The organism is Roseovarius sp. MS2, from assembly GCF_051447875.1.
In the GTDB taxonomy this organism is placed as follows: Bacteria; Pseudomonadota; Alphaproteobacteria; order Rhodobacterales; family Rhodobacteraceae; genus Roseovarius; species Roseovarius mucosus_A.
In genome coordinates this window covers 1,108,389-1,134,146 of sequence record NZ_JBKHVF010000001.1, presented here as the reverse complement: position 1 = coordinate 1,134,146, position 25,758 = coordinate 1,108,389, and the positions used below count along the sequence as shown (strand labels likewise).

The window sequence follows — 25,758 nt, the reverse complement described above, 5'->3', positions numbered from 1 at the left end:
CTGCCCATGCCCGGCCCATTGGATGGTCTCGTTGTCCTCGACCTCAGCCGTATTCTGGCAGGTCCCACTTGCACGCAGCTTTTGGGGGATCTGGGGGCCGAGGTGATCAAGATCGAGAGTCTTGAGGGCGACGATACCCGCCAATGGGGCCCGCCCTTTGCCTTGGATGCCGATGGCACTCCCACCGATCTTTCGGCCTATTTCATGTCGTCCAACCGAAACAAGAAATCCGTGGCGGTGGATCTGACCGATCCAGAGGTGCAGCGCCTTTTGCATGCTCTGGCCGCCCGCGCCGATGTGGTGATCGAGAATTTCAAACCCGGTGGCCTGCGCAAATACGGTCTCGACCACGAAACGCTTTGTGCCGCCTATCCGGGCCTTGTCTATTGCTCGATTTCCGGCTTTGGCCAGACTGGCCCCAACCGCGACAAGCCCGGTTATGACCTTATGGCGCAGGGCTATGGCGGCATCATGTCAATCACCGGCGAGGCGGCAGGCGAGCCTATGAAAGTGGGCGTGGGCGTCGCCGATGTGGTGTGCGGGCTTTATGCCGCAACCGGCATTCTGGCGGCGCTGCGCCACCGCGATGCGACGGGCGAGGGGCAGCATATCGACATCGCGCTGGTCGATGCCACGATGGCGTGGCTGGTCAATCAGGGGCTCAATTATCTCACGTCCGGAGTCTCGCCTACGCGCGCGGGGAATGCGCATCCCAATATCGTGCCCTATCAGGTCTTTGCCACCGCTGATGGCCATGTGATCGTGGCCGTGGGCAATGACAGCCAATATGCCCGGTTTTGTGATTATTTGGGGCAACCGGATTGGGCCACTGATCCGCTCTATGCCACGAATACCGCCCGCCTTGCGCAGCGCGACACCCTCGTGCCGATGATCGCCGAGGTGTTGGCAACCCGCACCACTGCGCATGTGATCGCGGGGCTAGAGGCGCGCAAGGTGCCAGTGGGGCCGGTCAACACCATCGGTCAGGCGCTGGAAACCGAACAGGCGCAGGCGCGCGGCATGACCATCACCATGCCTGCGCCTGATACCGCCAAGGGCGATGTGCGCCTCATCGGCAACCCGCTCAAATTCTCGCGTACGCCGGTCAGCTATCGCAGCGCGCCGCCCACCACCGGGGCCGATACCGAGGCGGTGCTGGGGCCGCTCAAAAAGGGATTGTAATCGCATTTTCGCCGCCCGTGTCGCGGCAGGACTCGTGGCCCGATACACCTTTACACAACCAAGAATGCAGGCGGCACTTCGCCGCTTGCACCCACGGCGGTCTTTCATTTTAGTCAACAAAATCGGGTGTGATCCTGGCGCGCTTGCAACCGAATTGGACGGCGTTTTCAAAAATGTCGCCGAATCCGCCATCGCTGAATGATTTTGAGGCGACGCGGCCGCTCGCAATCTACGCCTAAGCGAAATTGCGCCTATTTTCCGGTGTATTACACCCTGCGCCCTGCCACTCACCTGTCACAATCGTTAAACTGAAGATAACGAGTTGGTGAGTAAGGCGGTGCATGTGTTGCTGCTTTCATATTTGCCGGGATAGCTGTGATAAAAGCTAGGAAAAGGATTTCGGGTCATGCGTGCAGATCAATTCGGGTATGAGTTGACCATATCCTCCCCCACCGTCGCCGAGGCGTGGGACAAGATGGTATTGGCCTTTCTCGCCCATTCCGCGAAGACCCCAGACCACCTAGGCACAGTCCTTAGCCAAGAGCCGGATTTTGCCATGGCCCATGCCACCAAGGGGCTGTTTTTCCTGATGCTTGGGCGGCGCGAATTTAATGAGACGGCGCAACAGGCGCATAGCATCGCCACGGATGCCGCCCTGCGCACTGCGCCCACGGCGCGTGAGGCGGGTTATGTCCGCGCTTTGGGCGCGTGGCTTGATGGGCATCTTTCTGAAACCGTGCGCGAGATGGAGGCGATTCTTACCCGCTGGCCCGAAGATGCGCTGGCGATGAAGATCAGCCATGCCACACGGTTCATCCTTGGCGATGGTAAAGGCATGCGCGCCTCGATCGAGGCGCTCTTGCCGACCTATGACGCCAAGAACCCGGCACGCGGCTATCTCTTTGGCTGTCACGCTTTCTCGCTTGAGGAAACCGGCGATTATGCCCGTGCCGAGACGGCTGGTCGGCTCGGCCTCAGTCTCTCGCCCGATGATGCTTGGGGTCTGCATGCAGTGGCGCATGTGTTCGACATGACGGCCAATTCGCGCGCCGGGCTTAGCTGGCTTGAGGGGCGCGAACACGCTTGGGCGCATTGCAACAATTTCCGCTATCATGTGTGGTGGCACAAGGCGCTGATGCATCTCGACCAAGGCGAGATCGACGCTGTGTTTGACCTGTATGAAACAGAAATTCGCCGCGACAAGACCGATGATTTCCGTGACATTTCCAACGCGACCTCGCTCTTGATGCGATTGGAGCTTGAGGGGCATGACGTGGCGAACCGCTGGGAAGAATTGGCCGATATCTCTGAGCGGCGCAGCGAAGATGGCTGCCTGCTCTTTGCCGACCTGCATTATCTTTTGGCGCTGATTGGTGACAACCGGGACATGGCCGCCAAACGCATGCTTGGGCGGATGCACCGCGATGCCAAACAGACAAACGCGGGCGAACTCATGGCGCGTGTGGCCAATCCCGGCCTTTCGGCGGCCACCGGGCTCGAGGCTTTTGGTGAAGGGGATTACAAGACAGCGTTTCTTAACCTTGGCCGGGCGCGGCGCTCTATGCAACTGGCCGGTGGCAGCCACGCCCAACGCGATGTGTTCGAGCGCCTGACGATTGACGCCGCTATTCGCAGCGGCTTCCTAGACGAGGCCGAAAATATATTGCAAGAGCGCACCACGCAGCGCGCAGGCCGTCTTGATTCCTATGCCAACACCCGATTGGAACTTATCTCACGGTCGCGCGTTGACTGGACTGACGCTGACCGTTTGCCAGCGGAATAGGCGCGGACAAATTCACGAAAAGGAGTCGGCACCGGTATGACGAGTGTTGCAGATCCGTCTATGACGCATGGGCGCGTTACAAATGCGGCCGCCAAGCCGGTCGCAAGCACGCGCGACATCCGGCTGGATTTCTTTCGCGGCATTGCGATGTTCATCATCCTGTGTGCCCATACCCCAAGTAACTTTTTCACAAGCTGGATTCCCGCGCGCTGGGGCTTTTCGGATGCGACCGAGATCTTTGTGTTCTGCTCCGGCATGGCCTCGGCCATCGCCTTTGGCCGCACCTTTGACCGAGCGGGATGGACCTTGGGCACCGGGCGCGTAGGCTACCGCGTCTGGCAGGTCTACTGGGCGCATATCGGCATGTTTGTTGTCATCGCAACCATGCTGGCGGCCTTTGATGTGTGGGGCGACTTTGGAAAAAGCTACATCAGTTCGCTGAACTTGCAGCATTTCTTCGAGAACCCAGCACCGCAATTGGTGGGGCTGCTTACGCTTAGCTATGTGCCCAACTATTTCGATATCCTGCCGATGTATCTGGTGATCCTCGCAATGATGCCCATCATCATGGCACTCAGCCGCATCAGTCTCTGGGCGGTGGCAGCGGCGATGGGCCTGACCTGGCTCATGGCGCAGGAATTCCTGCTCGACTCATTGGGCTTGGGTCAATGGCATGTGGCCTTTTCGGCAGAGCCGTGGTCCAACCGCGAGTGGTTCTTTAACCCGTTCGGCTGGCAGTTGATCTTTTTCACCGGCTTTGCCTTTATGCGCGGCTGGCTGCCCAAGCCGCCGGTCAACCGGGTTTTGATCGGTATCGCAGCGGCGCTTGTGATCGCGAATATCCCACTTTCCAACATTGGCGTGCGCGAATTTGGCTTTGACTGGGCCCGCGACTGGCGCGGCGCCAATAGCTGGCTCTTCAACAAATCCGATTTCGGTATCCTGCGCTACATTCATTTTCTGGCGCTTGCATATCTGTGCTGGGCAGCGGCCGGAGAAGGTGGTATGCGCCTGCGCGCCACTGGCACTGGCATCATCTCATATGTGTGGGGAGTTCTGCTCAAAATGATTCTGAAGGTCGGGCAGCAATCGCTGGCGGTCTTCGTCTTCTCCATGGTGTTTGCTCGGTTTTCGGGCTTTGTCATGGACCAGATCGGACGCAATACCTGGAACATGACGGTTGCGAATTTCGTAGGATTCGCGGCGTTGATCGCGGTGGCTTACATCGCGGGCTGGTTTAAATCTCATCCATGGCGGGTCGCGAAATGATCCGGCGTGATGTTCTCAAATCCATGGCAGCGCTCGCGCTCTGGCCCGGCATGGTCCGTGCCGAGGATGGCGTGGCCTTTTCCGAAGAGGCGCTGCACGAACTGGCGCGGCAGATCGCGGCCAATCCCTATGCAGAGCGGCCCTTTGTGCCCGATGCCTGGCGTGACCTGACCTATGACCAGTATCGCGGAATCCGGTACAACACCGATAGGGCAATCTGGGCGGGCACCGACACCACGCTTGAATTCGACATGTTTCCGCCGGGCCTCTATTTCCCGCATGCGGTCGAAGTGAACATGGTCGAGAATGGCGTCGCCCGCAAACTGCCGTTCGATTTCGCACTCTATGACCTGCATGAAATCGTGCCGGAACTGCCAGTCGATGACGCACTGGGCTATTCGGGTATTCGCCTGCGTGCAGAGATCGAAAAGCCGGGCTTTTTTCAGGAATATGCCGTGTTCCAAGGCGCCAGCTATTTCCGCGTGATTGCGCGCGATTTGGCTTACGGTCTTTCGGCGCGCGGTCTGGCGCTCAACACCGCCTCGCCCGATGGCGAGGAATTCCCGGATTTCACCCGCTTCTGGATCGAGAAACCAGCACCCGGCGTCACCGAGCACAAGGTCCACGCCCTGCTCGAGAGTCCCTCTGTCACCGGCATCTACCACTTTACCCTGCGCCCCAGCGGCACCAAGACCGAGGTCGATGTGCGGTGCACCCTTTGGCCGCGCACGGAGCTTGCGAATGTCGGCATCGCGCCGCTGACCTCGATGTTCTACTTCGATGAAACCAACCGTGGCCGTTTCGATGATTTCCGCCCCGCCGTGCATGACAGTGATGGGCTTAGCATCCATAACGGCAATGGCGAATTGATCTGGCGGCCTTTGGCCAACCCGACCTTTATCCAGATTTCCAGTTTTGGGGATGAAAACCCGCGCGGCTTTGGATTGGCTCAGCGCGAACGGGCCTTTTCCAACTTCGAGGATCTCGAAGCGCATTACCACGAACGTCCCAGTCTCTGGATCACACCCGGAGAGCATTGGGGGCAGGGCGCGGTGACGCTTGTTGAAATTCCCACGGACAAGGAAATCTACGATAACATCGTCGTGTACTGGCGACCCCGCACGCCGCTTGCCGAAGGGTCCGAACATGCGTTCTCTTACCGCATGACCTGGACTGACCAGATTGAATCGGCCAAGCCGGTGACGCCTGTGCTCAACACCCGTCTGGGCAAGGGCTTTGCTCAGAATGAACACAAGGTCGTTGTCATCGACTTTGCCCCGCACCCCGCCTTGCCTGAGGATTACGAAGAGCTGGTGGCCTATGTGCATGCCAGCACGTTCGAAACCTCGGTGCCGCAAATTCAGCGCAATCCCGAAACCGGCGGTCCCCGGCTTGTGTTTTCTTTTGATCCCGCTGAGGTGATGGCGTCCGAAATGCGCGCGCAACTCTATCACCAAGGACAAGCTGTGTCCGAAGTCTGGCTCTACCGATGGACCGTTTGACACCCTTTCCCGGTTCTGGGCTGATGCCCGCGCCCGCGCCTCTGGCCCATCCGGTCCAAAGCCTGCGCCACCCCTATCGCGATCCCAACGCGCCGCTCTGGCAGCCCTCCGCCGTGTTCCAGTGGCGGCGTTTGGCGGCCTTTCTGCCTGCCGTGATCACCACGGGCGTTCTGGCTTGGGCGTTTGGCGATTGGTTGTCCACCAACGGAATTTGGTGGCTGGAATGGGTGCTGCTGGCCTTTGTGGTTGCCACCTTCTTTTGGATCGCTCTGGCGATGGGTACGGCCACGCTTGGCCTTGCTGTCCACCGCAAACAGAAACGTGCGCGCGCGGGGGTTATGCCAGAGCCGATGCGCGTGGCGCTGCTCGTGCCGATCTACAACGAGGATACCGCCGAGGTTTTCGGCAATGCCAGTGCCATGATGAGCGCCCTGCGCGTGGCGCGCAGTGCCCATCGGTTCGAGCTGTTTATCCTGTCCGATACACAGGACAGTGACATCGCCATGGCCGAACAGCGCGCCTATGCCACGCTGCGCGCGACCATGCCGCCCGATGCGCCCGTCTGGTATCGTCGGCGGGTGCAAAACACGGAACGCAAGGTCGGCAATATTGCGCAATGGCTGGAAAACTGGGGTGGCGCCTATGAGGCCATGCTCGTGCTCGATGCCGACAGCCTGATGAGCCCCGAGGCGGTGATCGCACTTTCCGACGAGATGTCTCTTGATCCCACGGCGGGCCTCATTCAATCGGCACCGCTGGTGGTGGGCTCGGATACGCTCTTTGGCCGGATGCAGCAATTCTCGGCCTCGGTCTATGGCACGCTCCTGTCTCAGGGGCTGGCGGGGTGGACCGGGTCCGAGGGGAACTACTGGGGCCATAACGCCATCCTGCGCACCCGCGCCTTTGCCGATTGCGCGGGCCTGCCACGTATGCCGTCGCTCCGGGGCAAGGGCGGGCTGATCCTCAGCCACGATTTCGTCGAGGCCGGCCTTTTGCGCCGCGCCGGGTGGGCGGTGCGGTTCATTCCCACCATCCCCGGCAGCTTTGAAGAGCCGCCCGCCACCCTGATCGACTATGCGTTGCGCGACCGCCGCTGGTGCCATGGCAATCTGCAACACCTCAGCCTTTTGGCCACGCGCGGCCTGCATCCGGTGTCCCGCTTCCACCTGTTTCATGGCGCGATGAGCTATCTCCTGTCGCCAGCTTGGTTTGGACTGCTGGTGATCTGGGCGATCCTGGGCAATGGGCAGGACAGCGTCATCACCTATTTCTCAATGGAAAACCCGCTCTATCCGGTGTGGCCAGAAATGAGCCGCGTCAGCTCTGTGCTGATCCTGCTTTTCATGTATGGCATGTTGCTTGCCCCCAAACTGTTGGGCGCGCTGGCGCTTGGCCTTGAGGACCGGCATATGCACCGCTATGGCGGGGGCGCGCGCTTTGCGGTCTCGCTTGTGGTTGAGGTGCTGCTGTCGATCCTCTTCTCGCCGATCATGATGGTGCAACAGGTGGTTGCCGTGTTGCGGACAGCCATCGGAATTCGCCCGACTTGGTCGCCACAGGCGCGCAAAGGCGGCGATTACAGCCCCCGCACCGTGCTCAAGTTCCACGGGCTGGAAACCGTCAGCGGTGCGCTCTTGGCGCTGGGCATGATGGCTGGGGTGGTGTCTCTCTGGCTTTTGCCGATTGCGATCAGCTTGGTCGCGGCGGTGCCGCTTTCGATGATTTCGGGTCTGCGGCTGGATCAGCGGCGCGGCCTTGCCTCGCTCATGGCAACGCCCGAGATGGTAGACACACCGCCCATCCTGCAACTTGCGCGCAATCATCGCATGATGTTTCGCCTGCCCGAAAGCCCGCCAATCGCAGCAGAATAACGCTGCGCTATTGGTTGGGCCCCGCCAGCGCCTCGAACCAGTCAAGCGCCAGCGTGCTCCAACCCTTTGGTACGCCATGCCCCCCGTCGAATAGCGCGAATTGCAGCGCTGCGCCGGGGGCGCATCGTGTCCAGGCGCGGCGCATAAAGCCGTTTGCTGTCTCGAACCAGTCGGCGCGGTGAGCCTCGCAACCATTGGCCGCGCGCCACAGGCTCATGGCGTGAAACACATCGCCTTGCGCAAAATCGCGCCCAGCAACCTGACGGATCACGCGCCCTTCGAGCGGCACCACCTCATCCCGCCAGCCATGCGAATGCAAAAGCCGAACAGGTCCGGCGCAGCCCGTGGGATGTGGCCGCCAAAAGCTGCCAGACACCGGGGCATAGGCGCTGAATGCCTCTGGCGTGGCGCAGGCGATATAGCTCGCCAGCGATCCACCGATAGAGAACCCCGCCAAGAGGCTGCGCTTTGGGTCAACGTCAAACCGGGCGGCGGCATCCTGCATCACCTCGTGCAGAAACGCGGCCTCATCCCGTTGCCCCGGAAAATCTGGGTGGAAATTCCAACTTGGTCGATCCCGCCCCGGTCTGACCAGCCCATTGGGCGCGATATAGGCATAGCCTCGCGCGGTCGCTTCCCGCGCTGTCTCGCCTTCGACCATCGGCCCACCGCGCCCACCATGCCCGTGCAGAAAAACCAGCACCGGATACGGTCCCGGCCCCTCGGGCAAAGCAATGTGATAGCTGCCCGTCGCTGTCTTGCAGGGCGTGTCTGGATCGCCGCAAACAGGGGCGGCCTGAAGCGGCCCGGCAAAACACAGGCAGAGCACAAGAGCAGAAGCGAGGCGCATCAAAGGCTCCGATCAGGGGTTAAAAGCCACCAAGCTTCCCACAATCTGGCGCTCTTGCACAGGGCACCTGCGTCACCCTTGCGTGAGGTCCAGCCGCATCACGCCCAATCGCCAAAGCCAAAGGTCAAGTAGTCGCGCAGATAGGCGTCGCGCGTTAGCGCCTCGATCTCGGCATCGTAAATCTCGGCCAGCGGGAATGGCCCGGTTTCCGGCGCGGGCAAGGGCGCGGGGGCCTTGGAATAGCCCACCTGCCGTGCAAGCGCGGTCAAATACCCCGCCATTTCATTTTCCCGTACCACCATGTCGGGCGGGGCGAAGTCGGCCAACCCTTCCAGCACAGCGGCTTGCGTCGCCCAATGCGCATCCATCCTGATCCCTGTCTGCCCCGCCAGATTGGCCTTGAGGAACCGCAGAAAGGCGGCAAAAGCCTGCCTGTGCGCGTCGCGATCATAGCTTTCGTCCAATTCCCCTTGGGGGATCGGCAGTTTGTGGAAATTGCGCAATGTGCGGCGGATGTCGCGATAACATCCCGGCCCTTTGATCAGGATTTTGTCGCAAAAGGCGGCATGTGCCCGCGCCACCGGATGCCGCAGCACGGTAAAACGCCGATGCCCGCCCTTGCGCCGCATCCATTGCCGCAATGCCTTTTGATTGAGCTTCGTGGGCAATGTCTCGACCGGCACAGCGTCAAGCGCTGCCAGCCATGCGCAGACTTCGGCCTCGGGACCGGACCGCACCGGCATGTAGAGCAGGGGCGCACGCGCCCCGCTCACGAAACCGGGCACCGCCGCCCCGCGTCGCGGCTCGAAATTGGGCGTGCGCGTCAGGTTGAAGGGATCAAGACCGGCAAGCGCCCGCTCCATCTCGGTGAAATTCTCGACCTTGCTTTCCAGCGGCTCTGGGTTCTGCTTCTTGAGCGAAGCATCCAGCGCCTCGAGCCGCGCGTCGCAGCCCAGATAGCGCGCCAGCCCGTTCATCACCTCAAGGCTCTGCAAATCCTCATAAGCGAGGTAAAACCCCGTCTGGCCCGCCGCTTGTAACCGGTTGAGCAAGAAGACCTGAAACGCCTGCAACCGCCCGACATGCAGCTCGAACTCAGCCGGATCAAAGGTGATCTTGCTGTCGCGACGCCGTTTGACATTGGTCAGCTTCCATTGCCCCGTCGCCTGCGCGATTTTCCACGATACATAGCTCTCGACCGGATTGCGCGTCAGGATGATCTTGGCACAGCGCGGATCATCCAGCATCAGGTCCAGAATGCGCGGGTCGTGATCATGGAAATAGCGAAACCCGCCGATCCCGCGTGACTGCCCCTTGACCGCCCCGATCAGACGCTCTGGCACCTCGTCGCGCTCGGCCTGTGTCAGCCCTAGCATCTCGGTCTTGTTGGGATAGCCTATGAAATGTGGGTTGAACGCCTCGCCATGGCATTCAATTCCGTCAAAGGCATTCAGGTTGGTTTCCAGAAAATTGGAGCCGGTGCGCATTTCCGCGAACACCACGAAGTAATCAAAATTGCCTGTCATTCGGCCTTATCGCACAAGATAGGGTTTGCGGGGACTGCTCTGTGGTTCGTTCATACCCTGCTCTACCGGGAAATCTCCCATCACATAGGGATGCATCCCTTGGTTCTTAAGGTTCTGCAGGAACTGGCCAAAGCCGGTCAAATCGGCCATACGCGGCACTTCGGCCAAACCGCGCAGGTTCTGCTGGCCGATTTCGTCGATGATGGTCTGCAACGGCTCCATCGGGGCCTCGATGAATTCGGCCATGGTCCAGATGCGCACCCGCGCCTTGATCCATTGCGAGCGTAGAACCTCCAGATGCTTGCTTTCGACCCGCTGCAACTGCGCCGCTTCGCGCCGGATATCCGAGAAATTGGCATTGGATTTAAAGAGCGGTACGGCCCAAGCTCCTGAAATCACAGAAACCTGTGCATTGGGATCGCGGACAATATCCCACTCGATATCTGTCAGCACGTCGCGCGGCCCCATCTGAAAACACTGCCGCTCACCGCGCGTGTTCCAGATCAGATTGGCCAGAAAGGCGCGGGGGTTGTAATCGCGCAGCGCAGCACTGTCCGACAGCGCCCCATTCATCACCGTTTGCCCATCCGAAAACTCGGCCCGCTCGGGCGCAAAGAGATGGCCATGCACCCGCATGCCCGTCATCCGCGCCAGCCAAGGCTCGAAATTCTCAAAGAGATCGCTGAAGCCCTCGAACACCGAATAGGGTGCGCAGGTCAGCCCGTTTTCGCGACCCTCCACCGGAAACCGGCTTTGCATATAGAGGCCCGGACGGCCGCGCGTGCGCCGCTCCACCGCCTTGGCGAAAATGCGGTCAATCTTGCCGGGGTTCGGTTCCGTGCGCTTCATCGCACTGGCCTGATCGGTCAAGAACGCCTCATAAAGACGATCGGCAAAGGGCCAGATTTTGCGCGCCACGAAACAGTCAGAGCGCCGCAAGAGTTGCAGGTGATCATCATAGAAAATATGCGGCTTGCCCTGATAGTCGAATTTCGACAGCGTCAGCGACCGGCTCTCGATCTGGCGGGAATATTGTCGTGCCAGCGTCTGAAAATAGCTTTCGTCAGGTATCCAGACTTTGGAAAAATAGCGGTCATAGACGCTGCGCTCGGGGTCTTCCAGAATGGCCGAGAGCGTTTGCCGTGTCAGGCACCACCACTGGCTGCCCATATGGGGCACGATCCCGTTGGGGATGCGCCGCTTGAACCGCACCAGCCGTTGCAGGGCCACGTATTTATCAAAGAGATAGCGGTTCTTGCGCCAAGAGAACGGAAACCGCAGCGTGAACCGTTCCTGATCCAGCCCGCCGATGGTCCAGGGCACATCTGCCGTCGTCGCGCTTTCGATGAAATCGGTATGTGGCCGCTTGCCCAGATAGTCGATCAACTCCTGCACCGGGCGCAGCGGCAGACATGAGCCAGAGGCCAGATAGACATGCCGCACGTCCTTGAAATCGCGAAGCATGATCTCAGACGCCCCTTGGGTGGCGGCCACTAGCCCCCATGTGCCCCATTCACAGCGATGGCGCGGCGCAAAGCGCACATCGCTCATGTCTGACAGCGCCTGCACAAAGGCGTTATAGGTCTTGCGCGGCACTGCCTTGTCGACATGGATCACCAGCGGACAGCCAGACGCCGCCCAATGGCGCGCCACCTGTTCGGCGCGACCAAAGGCCGTGTGAACCAGCATGATGATGCCGACGCTCATTCTGTCCCTGTATCTTTCCTCGCGCTCATGCCCAGTTCCCTTTGGACATTAACCCGAGAATTTCTAATTGCCGCCAGTTTATATATTTTTCTGACCATTTGCACCAAAGTTCGGGATTGTCCTTCACGATCTCTGCATAGGCTTTGTATTCGACGCTGCCGGAATAATGCTGGCGGCGGGTCAGTTCCTCTGCGGCCTTGACGGTAAAGGTATCCAGAAACTTGGCATGAAGCAGGATGCCGCTCGCCTTTTCTCCGCCCCACTCGTCATAGGTCAGGTTCAAACCGCGCGGCAGGATCATATGGGTCGAGCTTTCATAGGCATAGCGCCGGTCCCATCGTACCAGCGGCGTCTTGTTCAGCGCTGGTGCTTTTTTGGGGTTGTCCGGGAAAAATACCCGCGCCCGTGGCCCACCCTGAATCCAGAGATTGCCATAAAACTTGTTCTTCTCGATGATATAATTGCCCGGATCGAACCACGCGGCAATTTCCATCGGGTTTTGCCCCGGCTGATAGGGCACCGCATCAATCCTGCCCTTGGGATACATATCCAGCAGCATCGCGCCAAAGGATTTCACCTGAGAGGTGTCCAACCAGTCGGTCAGCGCGCGAATGGGCCGCGTGTCGCAGAACGGGTAGATAAAGAATTCGTCCGGATCGACCACAAGCGTCCAATGGCCATGGCCATATTTTCCTTGCAGCCAGTTAAGCCAATCCACCCCGAACCGGGCGCGCTTGTAGCTTGACTTGGTGGACCAAAGTGACACATCCTCTTGCGCGGCCAGATACTCTGCGCCGCCGTCGGTGCTGTCATTATCGACGATCAGGAAATGCGAAATCCCCAACTCGCGGTAATACCGTAGGAAATAGGGTAGGCGGATATGCTCGTCGCGCATGGTCGAGAACAACAGCACATCGCCCGGTTTGATCCGGTCGGTGCGGTTGATGACCGGAGTGAGCGAGAAATGCTTGCGAAACGCGCGAATCTTCGCCCGTTTGCGCCGCAGTCGCATCCGATATGATTGCCATGCCCCCAAAAAATCACGTCCTGTTGCCTGCCCGAAGTGGCGTCAAACTATTCTCCAAGATTTAATACGAGCTTTTGAGAAACAATCTTAGCTAAAAATATAATTTGTTGACGCAAAAATGATCAAATTGCGCCCCTCACGGGCGCAAACTTACTTGGGCGACCGCTTGGCGAGGATACGTTGCAAGGTGCGGCGATGCATGTTGAGGCGGCGCGCCGTCTCGCTCACGTTACGATCACACAGCTCATATACACGCTGGATATGTTCCCACCGCACCCGATCTGCGCTCATCGGGTTTTCGGGCGGTGGCGGCAGGTCTGCACCAGTGGCCAAGAGGGCATTGGTGATGTCGGTGGCATCCGCAGGCTTGGACAGGTAATCCGTGGCTCCGATCTTGACTGCCGCCACAGCGGTGGCAATCGCGCCGTATCCCGTCAGCACAACGATCCGGCTATCGGGCCGTTTTTCCCGGATCACCTCGACCACGTCGAGCCCGTTGCCATCCTCTAGCCTCAGGTCGCACACGGCATAGGCAGGGGGGCGTGCCGTGGCAATCGCGCGCCCGGCTGCGACCGATCCGGCGGTTTCAACCTCGAACCCGCGCTTTTCCATCGCCTTGGCCAAACGTTTCAGAAACGCTTCGTCATCATCGACAAGCAGAAGCGACCTGTCTTCGCCGATATCCTGAACCTCGTCAGTCATGCCGTTCCTCCCGCTCTGCCGTCCTGACACAGGTTCTAGCCCGCAGCCTGACCTCCGTCAAACAAACGCGCTATTCTAACGAGCGTCAAGAAAACACTGAACACGATCAGCTATTTGCTCTGCGGTCGCGTCTCGACGGAAAAACTCGACAAAGCCATGTTCGGGCAGTGTCAGATAGGTCATCGTGGAATGGTCCACGAGATAGAAATCTTCCTCGCCCTCGGTCGGCTGATGCGCCTGAAAAAACGTGCGATAGGCCTTCGAGGCGGCGCGCACCTGTTCTTCGCTACCGGTTAGACCCAAGAGGCGGGGATGCACATAATCTGTGTATTCGGCCATCACCTCGGGCGTATCGCGGTTGGGATCGACCGAGATGAACACCGGCTTGACCATCTGGCCCCGCTCCTCCAGCAGATCAACCGCCTCGGCATTGCGCGTATTGTCGAGCGGGCAGACATCTGGACAGAACGTATAGCCAAAATAGATCAGCGACGGCTGGTCGATCACCTCCTTGTCGGTCACGGTCTCTCCGGTCTCGCTGACAAGGGTGAATTCCCCGCCGATCTGCGCCGCGCCCCCGGCAACGCTTGAGGTCCGGCATTGCGCGAACTGGTCTTCTTCGCCCCCCATCATGGTCAGGGCAAAGGTTAGCCCCAGCCCGGCGACAACAGCGAGTGCAGCGGCAATGGCGATCAGGCGGGTCATGGGATGTCCTTGCGTTCGTAGGGGCAGAGTGCGATTTTGCTTATGTATCATCCCACCTCTCGCATGCAATGGGACGCAGGCGCACACATGGTCCATCTTTCGCCCGAACCCTTGAAATCCCGCCAGCGTGGTAACTGGATTCGCCTGCGCACGCTGGTCCTGTTGCGGTGGTGGGCCATCGTGGGGCAGGCCACGGCCCTGATCATCGCCGAGCGGGTTTACCGCCTTGATCTGGAGATTGGCCTTTGCTTTCTGGTGATTGGCGTCTCAATCGCAAGCAATCTTGTCGCCGCCTTCGTTTTTGCCGAGAACAAGCGTCTTTCCGAGCAAGACACCTTTCTGGTCGTGCTTTTTGACATGCTGCAACTCGGGCTTTTGCTCTATCTCACAGGGGGGCTGCACAATCCCTTTTCAATCTTGATCGTGGGGCCGGTCACGGTTTCGGCATCTGCGCTTTCGGGCCGTTCAACCGCCTTTCTCGGTGCGATGGCGATCATGATCGTGACCTTGCTCATGCAGTTCTACTTGCCGCTGCGGCTTCAGGATGGGTTCGTTTTGGCAATGCCGGATGTGTTCCGCTTTGGAAACTGGGTGGCCATTGTCATCGCGGTGCTCTTTCTCGGGGTTTATTCGCGCTGGATCGTGCAGGAAATGCACGCCATGTCCGACGCTTTGCAAGCCACGCAAATGGCCTTGGCGCGTGAACAGAAACTGACCGATCTAGGGGGGGTGGTGGCGGCCGCCGCGCATGAGCTGGGAACGCCACTGGCGACGATCAAACTGGCCAGTGCCGAATTGGCCGAAGAGCTGACCGATCACCCGGACCTGCGCGAAGATGCGCTCTTGATCGTGCAGCAAACTGACCGCTGCCGCGACATCCTGCGCTCTATGGGCCGCGTGGGCAAGGATGACCTGCACCTGCGCACCGCCCCCCTGACCGCCCTCATCGAAGAGGCGGCAGAGCCGCATGTCGATCGTGGCAAACGGATTCATTTCGACCATGGCGTTGGGGATCTGATCACGCAACCCACCGTGCTGCGCCGCCCCGAGGTGATCCACGGGCTGCGCAACCTGATCCAGAACGCCGTGGATTTCGCCCGCGATAATGTCTGGGTCGAGAGCGGCTGGACCGAAGATGCCATTACCCTACGGATCATGGATGACGGGCGCGGTTACCCGCCCGACATGCTGGGGCGCATCGGTGATCCTTTTATCCGCCGCCGCGCCCCCGCCAGCGATCCAGAGCGTCCGGCCTATGAGGGCATGGGATTGGGTCTCTTCATCGCCAAGACCCTGCTCGAGCGGTCGGGTGCCGATCTCACCTTTGCCAATGGCTCGGATTCTTTTCGCACGCAGGTCAGCCATGCCGCGCGCACCGGCGCACTGGTCGAGGTGTCATGGCCCCGCGACGCGCTCGAGGCCCCATCCGGTCCGCTCGCCCCCGCCTTGGGTCTCAATCAGCCTTTGCGTGGGTGATCCCGGTCGGCGTTAATGCCCCCTTAACCACTCTGCGCCAAACTTACCCCCGATAACAGCCAGCGGGGGATGCAGATGCCTGAGATGACCGTTTCGGATATCGCCGTGCTCGTGCCGCTGGCCCTTCTCTTGTCGTTGGCGGTTCTTTGGCTGATCGGTGGCCTCAGCCTGCCAGCCCAGCGCGCGCAACCGGCGCCGGGCATACGGGATGCGGCCTTTCTTTTTCGCTATGGTGCACTGCTGGATCACGACGCCAGCAGCCTGTCTCTGCCCGATGCTCTGCCCGATGGATCGCCCGAGGACAGCGATTGGTCCCGTTTCCGCCTATGGATGGGATTTCGCTTTGGCGATCTGCCGCAAGATCAGGAGAATATGCGCCTAGGCCAAAGCCTGTGCTTGCAGGCCGAGGATGGCGCAAGCCTCACCCTGACCCGGCAGGAACACAGCCTGCGCGCCGTGCTGCGTGACACGGCCCCCGCCGACGCCATCATCCGCCATGCCGCAGCGCAGGAGCGTTATGATCTGCTGGCGCGCGCCCTCGCCGCTGAGCATGCGCCGATGCCGGTCTGGATCATGGATGCGGCCGGCACCGTGATCTGGCACAATGACAGTGCCCGCGCAGTGCCGCCCGCCCATGTCTCGCTCCTGACCGCACAGCCCGACATCCCGCCAGAGCTGGGCGAGACCTCTTGCGTCCGGCTCGACCTTGCCGGGGATACGGGGCAGCCGGATCATATCTATGACCTGCATGTGACCCGCACCGCGCTGGGCTGCATCCATCACGCACAGGACATCACCCGCCTCATTCGCGCCGAAACGCTGCAACGCGAGTTTGTCCAGACGCTGAGCAAAACATTTGCCGATCTCACGACCGGCCTTGTGGTCTTTGATCGGGCCAAGACGCTCGCAATCTTTAATCCGGCGCTGACCGATCTTACGGGGTTGCCTGCTGAATTCCTCAGCGCGCGGCCTAGCCTATTTGGATTTTTCGATGCTCTGCGCGACCGGATGGTGATGCCGGAACCCAAAAACTACGCAAGCTGGCGCAGCCAGATCACCGATATGGTCAAAAGCGCCACGGGTGGTCTGTATCACGAGGTTTGGACACTGCCTTCGGGCCAGACCTACCGCGTTACCGGACGGCCCCATCCCGATGGTGCTGTTGCCTTTCTGTTCGAGGATATCTCGCTTGAGGTGTCGACCACCCGCCGCCACCGGCTCCAGATGGACTTGCGTCAATCCGTTATCGACTGCCTGCAAGAGGGGATCGCCGTGCTGGCACAGGATGGCCGCCTGCTCTTTTGCAATACCGCTTTTGGCGAGATGCTGGGCATCGACCCGGATTCGAGCTTTGCCGATATGGGCCTGCATGACGTGATCGCGGCCTGCGCCGCGCGCTACCCTGATCCCGGCCTCTGGCCCGAAGTAGAGGATCGCATTGCCTCCCGGCGTCTGGTTGCGACCCTCCATGATCGCGCCATATCGCCGGGGCAGCCGGGGGCGGATCTTCGGGTTGTGCCCTTGGGGCGGGGTCAATCCATGCTCTGCCTCAAGGATCGCGCCCCCATCGCGGCAGACCGCGTGGATCTGCCCCTGCGCTGAACCGGGTTGCGGGCGGACGCGGCGCGTGTAGTGTCGGGGCATGTCCGATGCCCGCGCCCAAATCCTCCTTGCCAGCCCCGAGGCGACCTGCGCCTTGGCGCGCAGCTTGGCATCCTGCCTTTGCCCCGGCGATACGCTTCTGCTTTCGGGTGGTGTCGGCGCGGGCAAGACCCATTTCGCCCGCTGCCTGATACAATCCCTGCTTCTATCGCCCGAGGATGTGCCCTCGCCAACCTATACGCTGGTGCAGACCTATCAGGGCCAAAGCGGTGAAATCTGGCATGCCGATCTTTACCGTTTGGGCGATGCGATGGACCTGGTCGAACTTGGCCTGACCGACGCATTCACAGACGCCATCTGCCTGATAGAATGGCCTGACCGGCTGGGTGACCTGACCCCGCCCGATGCGCTTTTGCTGGACTTTGACACTGTGCCACGACCCGGCGCAGAGGATCACCGCCTCTTGCGGATCATGTGGCAGGGTGACAGGTGGGGGCAGCGATTGAAGGGGGTGTTGAATGAGTGACCGCAGCGCATTGATGCAGGATTTTGTCGCCAAAACCGATTGGGCAGGCGCGGCCATTGCGCCCTTGGCGGGCGATGCCTCCAACCGGCGCTACCTGCGCCTCACCCATCCCAAAACCGGCACAACCGCCGTGCTTATGGACGCCCCGCCCGAGCGTGGCGAGGATGTGCGCCCCTTTCTGCAAATCGCCCGCTACCTGACCGGCCTTGGCCTCAGCGCCCCGCATATTCTGGCGCAGGACGAGGCGCGCGGCTTTCTCATCCTCGAGGATCTGGGCGATGCGCTCTTTGCGCGTGTCATTCCGGTTGCCCCTCAGATGGAGGATCAGCTTTACGCCGCCGCGACCGACGTCCTGATCGACCTGCACCGTGCGGCACCCCCTCAAGGTCTCAAGCCTTATGGCCCCGACACCATGACAGACATGGCAGCCCTTGCCTTTGACTGGTATCTCACCGGGGCGACAGGAGAGGTGAGCCCCCAACGTGCCGAAGCCCTCGCCGCGCTCAACCGCCTCTTGCGTCAGCACGCCGCGACCACTGATGTGATCGTGCTGCGAGACTATCACGCCGAAAACCTGCTTTGGTTGCCGGGGCGCAGAGGGTCGGCGCGGGTGGGCCTGCTCGATTTTCAGGACGCCATGACCGGGCATCGCGCCTATGATCTGGTTTCGGTGCTGCAAGACGCCCGCCGCGATGTGCCCCGGGCTATCGAGACAGCGATGATCGCCCGCTATTGCCGCGCGACCGAGACGGATCAGTCCCTTTTTGAGGGGGCCTATTACTGCCTTGGCGCACAACGCAATCTGCGCATTCTGGGCGTCTTTGCCCGCCTCTGCCTGCGTGATGGCAAGGCGCATTACATTGATCTTATCCCCCGTGTCTGGGACCATTTGCAGCGGGATCTCGATCACCCGGCGCTGGCCCCGGTTGCAGATCTCCTGCGTGCGGCGCTGCCTGCGCCGACCTCTGCGATCTTAGAGCGCTTGCGCGCACAACGCGCGTCATGAGCCTGCCTTTGATGCTCTTTGCCGCCGGGTTCGGCACGCGCATGGGGGCGCTGACCGTGACCCGCCCCAAGCCGCTGATCGAGGTGGCGGGCCGCCCGCTCATCGACCACGCGCTCGATCTTGCCACGGCGCATGGCGCGGCCCCGGTGGTGGCCAACCTGCACTACCTGCCCGACCAACTGGCGCAGCATCTGGCGGGGCGTGACATCCGCCTCTCTCTTGAAATGCCTGAGATTCTGGAAACCGGCGGCGGGCTTCGCGCCGCGCTGCCTTTGCTTGGCACTGGCCCGGTCTTTACCATGAATACCGATGCCGTCTGGCGTGGCCCCAATCCGCTTGACCAACTGGCTGGCCTCTGGCGTCCCGCAGAGATGGACGCGCTGCTGCTCTGCATCCCGCGCGCGCAAACCGTCGGCCATTCCGGCACGGGCGATTTCCAGATTGATGCCGACGGGCGCGCCACGCGCGGCCCCGGTTCGGTCTATTCCGGGCTTCAGATCGTGAAGCCCGACCTGCTGCACACCATCCCCGAGCGCGTCTTTTCCCTCAACCGCCTTTGGGATGTGATGTTGTCCGAGGGCCGGCTCTTTGCAGCCGATTACCCCGGCCATTGGTGCGATGTCGGCCACCCAGAGGGGATTGCCCTTGCCGAATCCCTGCTCGCGGCCCCCGATGTTTGATCCTTCAGACACCCCCCGCCTTTATGGCGTGCCGCCCGGTGTGGATTTCCCCCGTGCTCTGGTCGAAGGCCTGCGCGCGCACCAATCAGGAAAACCGCCCGAGGCCCTCGCGCGCGTGCAACTTATCGTCAACACCCGCCGCATGGCCCGCCGCATCCGCGAGCTCTTCGACGCAGGCCCCCCCTGCCTTTTACCGCGCATCAGCCTCCTGACTGATCTCGGAGAGTTGTGGGATCTGGCCCATATCCCCGATCCGGTGCCGCCCCTGCGCCGCAGGCTGGAATTGGTGCAGCTTATCGCGACACTTCTCGACAACGCTCCTGATCTTGCCCCCCGCAGCGCGATTTACGACCTGTCGGATAGTCTTGCGGGGCTGATGGATGAAATGCACGGCGAAGGTGTCGCACCGCAGGCGATCGAGACGCTCGATATCACCGATCAATCCGGTCATTGGGCGCGGATCAAATCCTTTCTCGGCATCGTCCGCCACTATTTCGAGACCGGCGGCGCCGCGCCCGATGTGGAAACCCGCCAGCGCCTTGTGATCGAACGGCTGGCCGCCCTCTGGGCCGATACCCCGCCCGCGCATCCCGTCATCCTCGCGGGGTCCACCGGCTCACGGGGGGCGACACAGCACCTTATGCAGGCGGTAGCGCGCCTGCCACAGGGGGCGGTCGTGCTGCCCGGCTTTGATTTTGAGATGCCCGCCCCCGTCTGGGATGCGCTGGGTGATGCCATGCTCTCTGAGGATCACCCGCAATACCGTTTTTGCCGGGTTGCCGCCGGGGCTGGGATCACGCCTGCGGACATTCGCCCATGGTCTGATATCTCCCCCGCCAACCCGGCGCGCAACGCGCTGGTGTCGCTGGCCCTACGCCCCGCCCCTGTCACCGATCAATGGCTGCGCGACGGCCCGCATCTGCGCGACATCGCCGGGGCCATGGCCAATGTCACGCTGGTCGAGGCCCCGTCGCAACGCCAAGAGGCGCTCGCCATCGCTCTGCGCCTGCGCCAAGCGGCAGAGGACGGGCGCACCGCCGCCCTCATCACGCCAGACCGCACGCTCACCCGCCAAGTGACCGGAGCCCTCGACCGTTGGGATATTCTGCCTGATGACAGTGCCGGTCTGCCGCTGCATCTGTCACCACCGGGGCGCTTTCTGCGCCATGTCGCCGATCTGTTTCGCACCCGGCTCAGCGCCGAATCTCTGCTCACTCTGCTCAAACATCCGCTGGCACATCAGGGGGCCGAGCGTGGCCCACATCTGCGCCTCACCCGCGAGCTGGAATTGCATCTGCGCCGCCACGGCCCCCCCTATCCGACCGAAGACAGCCTGCGCGCTTGGGGTGCTGCGCAAAAAGATCCCCTTGCCCCTGAATGGGTGAGCTGGCTTTGCGCTTGCTTTGTGAACAGAGACTATTCCGGCGAAATCCCTCTTGATCATAGCGTGGCCACGCATCTCGACCTCGCGGAAAAGATCGCCCAAGGCTGCCATGGCACAGGCTCTGGCACGCTCTGGCTGAAGGATGCTGGGCAAGAGGCGCAAAAGGCCGTGACCGAACTTCGGGCCGAGGCCCATCATGCGGGTGCGCTCAGCGCCAGTGACTATTCCAGCCTGTTTCACAAGATTCTGAGCGCGCGCGAGGTGCGCAATCCTGTCGATCCGCACCCCCATATCCTCATCTGGGGCACGCTGGAGGCGCGCGTTCAGGGGGCCGATCTCTTGATTCTCGCCGGGCTGAATGAAGGGAGCTGGCCCGAATCCCCCAAACCCGATCCTTGGCTCAACCGCGCGCTGCGCCATCAGGTGGGGCTTTTGCTGCCCGAGCGGCGCATCGGCCTCTCGGCGCATGATTTCCAACAGGCAATCGCCGCGCCCGAGGTCTGGCTTACCCGGTCCGTCCGCTCTGCCGATGCCGAAACCGTGGTTTCGCGCTGGCTCAACCGCATTTTGAACCTGCTCTCTGGACTGCCGGATCAGGGGGGGCAGGCGGCGATTGAGGATATGCGCAACCGTGGCCGCCTATGGCTCGACCGCGCCACGGCGCTAGAGGACCCGGGCGAGGTGCCGCGTGCCACCCGGCCTGCGCCCGCGCCGCCCGTTGCCGTACGCCCCGACCATCTGACCGTAACCGAGATCAAGCGGCTCATTCGCGATCCCTACGCCATCTATGCCCGCCATATCCTCAAACTGCGCCCGCTTGATCCGCTGATGCGCGCGCCCGATGCGCTTTTGCGCGGCACCGTGCTGCATGAAATTCTTGAGGGGTTCATTCGCGAAACACTGGATCACCCGGAGCAGTGCGACCACGCCACATTGATGCACCATGCAGAGACTGTTCTGGCCGAAAATGTCCCTTGGGCCGAGGCGCGCGCGTTGTGGCTTGCGCGGCTGGACCGTGTTGCCGACTGGTTCATCGACACTGAGGCGCGGCGTCGAACGCTGGCCCGACCCGTGTATTTCGAGGCTAGAGGCCGCGCCAGCCTGCCAGATCTGGGCTTTACCCTTTCGGCCAAGGCCGACCGGCTCGATCTCGATGATCTGGGGCAGGTGCATATCTATGACTATAAAACCGGCGCGCCCCCTTCGACCAAGGAACAAACCAGTTTCGACAAGCAATTGCTGCTTGAGGCCGCGATTGCCACCCGCTCCGGCTTTGAGGGGATGGGCCCAACCCGTGTCGCCCGCGCGGTCTTTATCGGGCTGGGTAGCGAACCCAAAGAATTGGACGCGCCGCTGGACACAGAACCACCTGAGAAGATCTGGGCCGAATTTCATGCGCTGATTTCGGCCTATTTCGACCCTGATATGGGCTATACCGCGCGCCGTGCGCCGCGCAATGCCGATGAGGATGGGGATTACGACCAGCTGGCGCGCTACGGCGAATGGGACCAGACCGATACACCCGACGTGACCAAGGTGGGCCAATGACTGCGCGTGATGCCGCCACTCAGGCACAGGTCGAGGCCGCGCGCCCCGACCTCTCGACATGGCTGTCGGCCAATGCCGGATCGGGCAAAACGCGGGTGCTTACAGACCGTGTGGCGCGGCTTTTGCTCGATGGGGTCGATCCTCAGCATATCCTCTGCCTCACCTATACCAAGGCCGCGGCAAGCGAGATGCAGAACCGTCTTTTTCGCCGCCTTGGCGCTTGGGCGATGCTGGCCGATGCCGCGCTCATGCAAGAGCTTGATCTTTTGGGCCATGAGGGCGCGATCACCGAACAGACCCTGCGCGACGCCCGCCGCCTCTTTGCCCGCGCGATCGAGACGCCGGGTGGGCTGAAAATCCAGACGATCCACTCCTTCTGCGCCTCACTTCTGCGTCGTTTTCCGCTCGAGGCGGGCGTCACGCCGCAGTTCACCGAGATGGAGGATCGCACTGCCACCCTCTTGCGCGCCGAGATTGTCGAAGACTTGGCTGCCGGGCCGCAGGCCGCCACGTTTTACGCCCTTGCCAGACACTATTCGGGCGAAACTCTGGAAAAACTGACCGCCGAAATTGTCCGCAACCGCAGTGGATTTGCACAACCGCTCAGCAATGCCGATCTGGCCGCCCTCTTTGATCAGCCCGAGGGGCTTAGCGCCCAGATGATCCGTGACGGGGTGTTTCTGGGCAGTGAACAGGCGCTTCTCGGCCACCTCATGCCTGCGCTTCAGGCCGGGTCTGCCAATGACGTCAAGGCCGCCGCCAAGCTGGCGCAATTGAGCGCGTTGGACCTGCGCGCGCTGCCCGTGCTCGAGGATGTCTTTCTCACTGGCAAAGGGGCCAAATCGCCCTTTTCCGCCAAGTTAGGCTCTTTTCCGACCAAGACGACCCAAGGTGTCCTTGCCTCTGTCCTGCCGCAGATCGAACAATGGATGCTACGCGTCGAAGAGGCGCGCCCTGCGCGCCTTGCCCTCCTTGCGATGCAGAAAACCCGCGCCTTGCATGACTTCGCCCGCGCTTTCCTGCCCGCCTATGAACGCGCCAAGCAATTGCGCGGCCTTCTTGATTTCGACGATCTGATCCTGCGCGCCCGCGATCTTTTGACCGATCCAGCGGTCGCGGCTTGGGTGCTCTACAGGCTGGATGGTGGCATCGACCATATTCTTGTAGACGAGGCGCAAGACACCAGCCCCGTGCAATGGCAGGTCATCGAACGTCTGGCGCAGGAATTCACCAGCGGCGAGGGCGCGCGTGCCGATGTGGCGCGTACGATCTTTGTCGTGGGCGACAAGAAACAGTCGATCTATTCCTTTCAGGGGGCCGACCCGCGAGAATTCGACCGCATGCAGCAGGAATTTGGCCTGCGTCTGAGCGCCACCAACACCCCGCTGCAATCGCGCGTTCTGGCTTATTCCTTTCGCTCGTCGCGGGCGATCCTGACCACCGTTGATTGCTGCTTTGATCAAAGCAGCGAGAGCGGTTTTACGCCGGAAGAGGGTCACAAAGCCTTCTTTGATACCCTCCCCGGTCGCGTCGATCTCTGGCCTCTGGTCGAGAAACCGGATGAGGACGAGCCGCCCGCCTGGCACATGCCTGTAGACATCCGCGCCACCAACGATCCGGCAATCCTTTTGGCGCGGCAGGTTGCGGCGGCCATGCGCGATATGATCACCGCACGGCAGGCCATCCCCGATCCCAAATCGCCCAGCGGTTTTCGCGCCGTGCAACCCGGTGATTTCCTCATCCTTGTGCGCCGCCGGTCCGCGCTCTTTCACGAGATCATCCGCGAATGCAAGGCGCAGGGCCTGCCCATCGCCGGGGCTGACCGGCTCAAGGTGGGGGCGGAACTTGCCGTGCGCGATCTTGAGGCGCTCTTGTCCTTTCTCGCCACGCCCGAGGATAGTCTGGCGCTGGCCACTGCCCTGCGCTCGCCGCTCTTTGGCTGGTCCGAACACCAGCTCTACACCCTCGCGCAGGGCCGCAATCGTCCCTATCTCTGGGAGGAATTGCGCGCCCGCGCCGCCGAGCATCCCGACACCATCACAATCCTGCGTGACCTGCTTGATCACGCCGATTTCCTGCGCCCCTATGACCTGATCGAGCGTGTTCTGACCCGCCACGATGGCCGCCGCCGTCTGCTCGCCCGTCTGGGGACCGAGGCGGAGGATGGCATTGACGCCCTTCTGGCGCAGGCCATGGCCTATGAACGTCGCGCGGTGGATAGCCTCACGGGCTTTCTCGTCTGGATGGAAACCGACGATCTCGAGATCAAGCGCCAACTCGACAGCGCTGGCAACCGTATCCGCGTCATGACCGTGCATGGGGCCAAGGGGCTTGAGGCGCCCGTCGTGATCTTGCCTGAATGTGGCGTTTGGCGCACGCCCCCTGCGCCACAGATCGTGACGCAAGCGGGCCATGCCCTTTGGACCGGGCGCGCCGATGACATGCCGCCCAGCTTGGCCGCAGCGCTCGATACTGAACGCCGCGCGCTTTTGGCGGAACGTGACCGCCTGCTCTATGTCGCCATGACGCGGGCCGAGACGTGGTTGATCGTTGCCGCCCATGGCGATCTGGGTAAACAAGGCGACACTTGGTATGAAAAGGTGCAGCGCGGGATGCTGGCCGCAGGCGCGCAACCCCACAGCTTTGCCCATGGCCCTGGCCTGCGTCTTGATCACGGCATTTGGGCCGAAACAGAGACTAATTCTGCGCCCTCTGCGCCCCCTCAAACAATCACCCTCGATCCGCTCTTTCAGCGCCCCGCCCCGCTCCCTGCGCGCCTCAAAACGCTCAGCCCGTCAGAGTTGGGCGGGGCCAAGGCGCTGCCCGGCGAACGCGGGCTGGATGAAGAGGCAGCCAAACGGCGCGGTCGTCAGATCCACCGTCTGCTTGAATTCCTGCCCACTGTGCCTGCCCATGACTGGCCCGCCACCGCTGCGCGGCTTCTGTCCAATGGGGGTGATGCCGCGACAGGCGAAGAACTCGCCCTTCTTCTCGCCGAGGCCGACAAGGTGCTGACACGGCCTAGCCTTCTGGCCCTTTTCACGCCCGCTGCGCTGACAGAGGTGGCGATCACCGCCACCCTCGACCCGCTTCAGGGGCGGCGCATCCATGGTGTGATTGACCGCCTGATTATCGAAGATACCCGCATCCTCGCCGTGGATTTCAAGACCAACGCGCTGGTGCCCGCCACGCCCGCCGACTGCCCTGATGCCCTGCTGCGGCAGATGGGGGCCTATGCCCACGCGCTCGGGCAGCTCTGCCCGGATCATCGCATTGACACCGCGATCCTCTGGACCCGCACCGCCACGCTCATGCCCTTACCCCACGATCTTGTGACTGCGGCGCTGGAATCCACCACCATCGCTTGACGCGCCGCGCCCGGCTCCATAGGTTCACGACCGAAACCCTGACC

At 61.6% G+C, this 25,758-nt stretch carries 18 protein-coding genes; 12 read left to right on the top strand and 6 right to left on the bottom strand.

The window, feature by feature from the left end; all coding sequences use genetic code 11:
- Positions 1-6 precede the first annotated feature (6 nt).
- From ACLGGT_RS05650 to mdoH, 5 genes are all read left to right on the top strand, one after another.
- A complete protein-coding gene (locus ACLGGT_RS05650) occupies positions 7-1,182 on the top strand; it encodes a CaiB/BaiF CoA transferase family protein (RefSeq protein WP_437195240.1) in 1,176 nt (391 codons plus the stop codon).
- A gap of 406 nt (positions 1,183-1,588) precedes the next feature.
- A complete protein-coding gene (locus tag ACLGGT_RS05645; protein ID WP_375554617.1) occupies positions 1,589-2,965 on the top strand; it encodes a tetratricopeptide repeat protein in 1,377 nt (458 codons plus the stop codon).
- A gap of 36 nt (positions 2,966-3,001) precedes the next feature.
- Positions 3,002-4,234: an OpgC family protein gene (locus ACLGGT_RS05640; protein ID WP_037296867.1), complete on the top strand. Its 1,233-nt coding sequence runs from the start codon at positions 3,002-3,004 to the stop codon at positions 4,232-4,234.
- Entirely contained in the window at positions 4,231-5,736 is a 1,506-nt protein-coding gene (locus ACLGGT_RS05635; protein WP_037296864.1) for a glucan biosynthesis protein, read from the top strand. Before ACLGGT_RS05640 ends, ACLGGT_RS05635 begins: the two co-directional genes overlap by 4 nt.
- Positions 5,724-7,607, top strand: a complete 1,884-nt coding sequence (gene mdoH / locus ACLGGT_RS05630; RefSeq protein WP_375554620.1) for a glucans biosynthesis glucosyltransferase MdoH — start codon at positions 5,724-5,726, stop codon at positions 7,605-7,607. Before ACLGGT_RS05635 ends, mdoH begins: the two co-directional genes overlap by 13 nt.
- Before the next feature lie 7 nt (positions 7,608-7,614).
- Here the strand turns inward: mdoH and ACLGGT_RS05625 are convergent, their stop codons facing one another.
- From ACLGGT_RS05625 to ACLGGT_RS05600, 6 genes are all read right to left on the bottom strand, one after another.
- Positions 7,615-8,457, bottom strand: coding sequence for an alpha/beta hydrolase family esterase (locus ACLGGT_RS05625; RefSeq protein WP_437195237.1), 843 nt, complete (start codon positions 8,455-8,457; stop codon positions 7,615-7,617).
- A gap of 98 nt (positions 8,458-8,555) precedes the next feature.
- Positions 8,556-9,983, bottom strand: a complete 1,428-nt coding sequence (locus ACLGGT_RS05620) for a sulfotransferase family 2 domain-containing protein (protein ID WP_437195235.1) — start codon at positions 9,981-9,983, stop codon at positions 8,556-8,558.
- A gap of 6 nt (positions 9,984-9,989) precedes the next feature.
- Positions 9,990-11,690, bottom strand: coding sequence for a DUF5927 domain-containing protein (locus ACLGGT_RS05615; RefSeq protein ID WP_008279727.1), 1,701 nt, complete (start codon positions 11,688-11,690; stop codon positions 9,990-9,992).
- Between the two features lie 25 nt (positions 11,691-11,715).
- A complete protein-coding gene (locus tag ACLGGT_RS05610) occupies positions 11,716-12,702 on the bottom strand; it encodes a glycosyltransferase family 2 protein (RefSeq protein ID WP_008279726.1) in 987 nt (328 codons plus the stop codon).
- Positions 12,703-12,867: 165 nt separating this feature from the next.
- Positions 12,868-13,419, bottom strand: coding sequence for an ActR/PrrA/RegA family redox response regulator transcription factor (locus ACLGGT_RS05605; protein WP_008279725.1), 552 nt, complete (start codon positions 13,417-13,419; stop codon positions 12,868-12,870).
- A gap of 75 nt (positions 13,420-13,494) precedes the next feature.
- Positions 13,495-14,124 (bottom strand): SCO family protein, encoded by a 630-nt coding sequence (locus ACLGGT_RS05600; protein WP_437195232.1) that lies wholly within the window; start codon positions 14,122-14,124, stop codon positions 13,495-13,497.
- An 87-nt stretch (positions 14,125-14,211) separates the two neighbouring features.
- Between ACLGGT_RS05600 and regB the strand changes: the two genes are divergently transcribed.
- From regB to addA, 7 genes are all read left to right on the top strand, one after another.
- Positions 14,212-15,600 carry a sensor histidine kinase RegB gene (gene regB, locus ACLGGT_RS05595; RefSeq protein WP_037297032.1) on the top strand — a complete coding sequence of 463 codons (1,389 nt, stop codon included), beginning with the start codon at positions 14,212-14,214 and terminating at the stop codon, positions 15,598-15,600.
- A 75-nt stretch (positions 15,601-15,675) separates the two neighbouring features.
- Entirely contained in the window at positions 15,676-17,202 is a 1,527-nt protein-coding gene (locus ACLGGT_RS05590; RefSeq protein ID WP_437195231.1) for a PAS-domain containing protein, read from the top strand.
- Positions 17,203-17,242: 40 nt separating this feature from the next.
- On the top strand, positions 17,243-17,728 hold the full coding sequence (gene tsaE, locus ACLGGT_RS05585) for a tRNA (adenosine(37)-N6)-threonylcarbamoyltransferase complex ATPase subunit type 1 TsaE (protein WP_008279721.1): 486 nt from the start codon (positions 17,243-17,245) through the stop codon (positions 17,726-17,728).
- Positions 17,721-18,734: an aminoglycoside phosphotransferase family protein gene (locus ACLGGT_RS05580; RefSeq protein ID WP_437195229.1), complete on the top strand. Its 1,014-nt coding sequence runs from the start codon at positions 17,721-17,723 to the stop codon at positions 18,732-18,734. The genes tsaE and ACLGGT_RS05580 overlap by 8 nt, the downstream gene beginning before the upstream one ends.
- A complete protein-coding gene (locus ACLGGT_RS05575; protein ID WP_437195228.1) occupies positions 18,731-19,414 on the top strand; it encodes a nucleotidyltransferase family protein in 684 nt (227 codons plus the stop codon). Before ACLGGT_RS05580 ends, ACLGGT_RS05575 begins: the two co-directional genes overlap by 4 nt.
- On the top strand, positions 19,407-22,346 hold the full coding sequence (addB, locus tag ACLGGT_RS05570) for a double-strand break repair protein AddB (RefSeq protein ID WP_437195226.1): 2,940 nt from the start codon (positions 19,407-19,409) through the stop codon (positions 22,344-22,346). The genes ACLGGT_RS05575 and addB overlap by 8 nt, the downstream gene beginning before the upstream one ends.
- Positions 22,343-25,714, top strand: coding sequence for a double-strand break repair helicase AddA (addA, locus tag ACLGGT_RS05565; protein ID WP_437195224.1), 3,372 nt, complete (start codon positions 22,343-22,345; stop codon positions 25,712-25,714). Before addB ends, addA begins: the two co-directional genes overlap by 4 nt.
- The last annotated feature ends 44 nt before the right edge of the window (positions 25,715-25,758 follow it).

Excerpts from the sequence above, each read along its gene's own strand:
- ACLGGT_RS05580 (WP_437195229.1), top strand. The coding sequence starts at position 17,721 with ATGAGTGACCGCAGCGCATTGATGCAGGATTTTGTCGCCAAAACCGAT.
- ACLGGT_RS05620 (WP_437195235.1), bottom strand. The coding sequence starts at position 9,983 with ATGACAGGCAATTTTGATTACTTCGTGGTGTTCGCGGAAATGCGCACC.
- addB (WP_437195226.1), top strand. The coding sequence starts at position 19,407 with ATGTTTGATCCTTCAGACACCCCCCGCCTTTATGGCGTGCCGCCCGGT.
- ACLGGT_RS05625 (WP_437195237.1), bottom strand. The coding sequence starts at position 8,457 with ATGCGCCTCGCTTCTGCTCTTGTGCTCTGCCTGTGTTTTGCCGGGCCG.
- ACLGGT_RS05635 (WP_037296864.1), top strand. The coding sequence starts at position 4,231 with ATGATCCGGCGTGATGTTCTCAAATCCATGGCAGCGCTCGCGCTCTGG.
- regB (WP_037297032.1), top strand. The coding sequence starts at position 14,212 with ATGGTCCATCTTTCGCCCGAACCCTTGAAATCCCGCCAGCGTGGTAAC.
- ACLGGT_RS05575 (WP_437195228.1), top strand. The coding sequence starts at position 18,731 with ATGAGCCTGCCTTTGATGCTCTTTGCCGCCGGGTTCGGCACGCGCATG.
- mdoH (WP_375554620.1), top strand. The coding sequence starts at position 5,724 with ATGGACCGTTTGACACCCTTTCCCGGTTCTGGGCTGATGCCCGCGCCC.
- ACLGGT_RS05640 (WP_037296867.1), top strand. The coding sequence starts at position 3,002 with ATGACGAGTGTTGCAGATCCGTCTATGACGCATGGGCGCGTTACAAAT.
- ACLGGT_RS05590 (WP_437195231.1), top strand. The coding sequence starts at position 15,676 with ATGCCTGAGATGACCGTTTCGGATATCGCCGTGCTCGTGCCGCTGGCC.
- ACLGGT_RS05615 (WP_008279727.1), bottom strand. The coding sequence starts at position 11,690 with ATGAGCGTCGGCATCATCATGCTGGTTCACACGGCCTTTGGTCGCGCC.
- addA (WP_437195224.1), top strand. The coding sequence starts at position 22,343 with ATGACTGCGCGTGATGCCGCCACTCAGGCACAGGTCGAGGCCGCGCGC.
- ACLGGT_RS05650 (WP_437195240.1), top strand. The coding sequence starts at position 7 with ATGCCCGGCCCATTGGATGGTCTCGTTGTCCTCGACCTCAGCCGTATT.
- ACLGGT_RS05610 (WP_008279726.1), bottom strand. The coding sequence starts at position 12,702 with ATGCGACTGCGGCGCAAACGGGCGAAGATTCGCGCGTTTCGCAAGCAT.
- ACLGGT_RS05645 (WP_375554617.1), top strand. The coding sequence starts at position 1,589 with ATGCGTGCAGATCAATTCGGGTATGAGTTGACCATATCCTCCCCCACC.
- ACLGGT_RS05600 (WP_437195232.1), bottom strand. The coding sequence starts at position 14,124 with ATGACCCGCCTGATCGCCATTGCCGCTGCACTCGCTGTTGTCGCCGGG.
- tsaE (WP_008279721.1), top strand. The coding sequence starts at position 17,243 with ATGTCCGATGCCCGCGCCCAAATCCTCCTTGCCAGCCCCGAGGCGACC.
- ACLGGT_RS05605 (WP_008279725.1), bottom strand. The coding sequence starts at position 13,419 with ATGACTGACGAGGTTCAGGATATCGGCGAAGACAGGTCGCTTCTGCTT.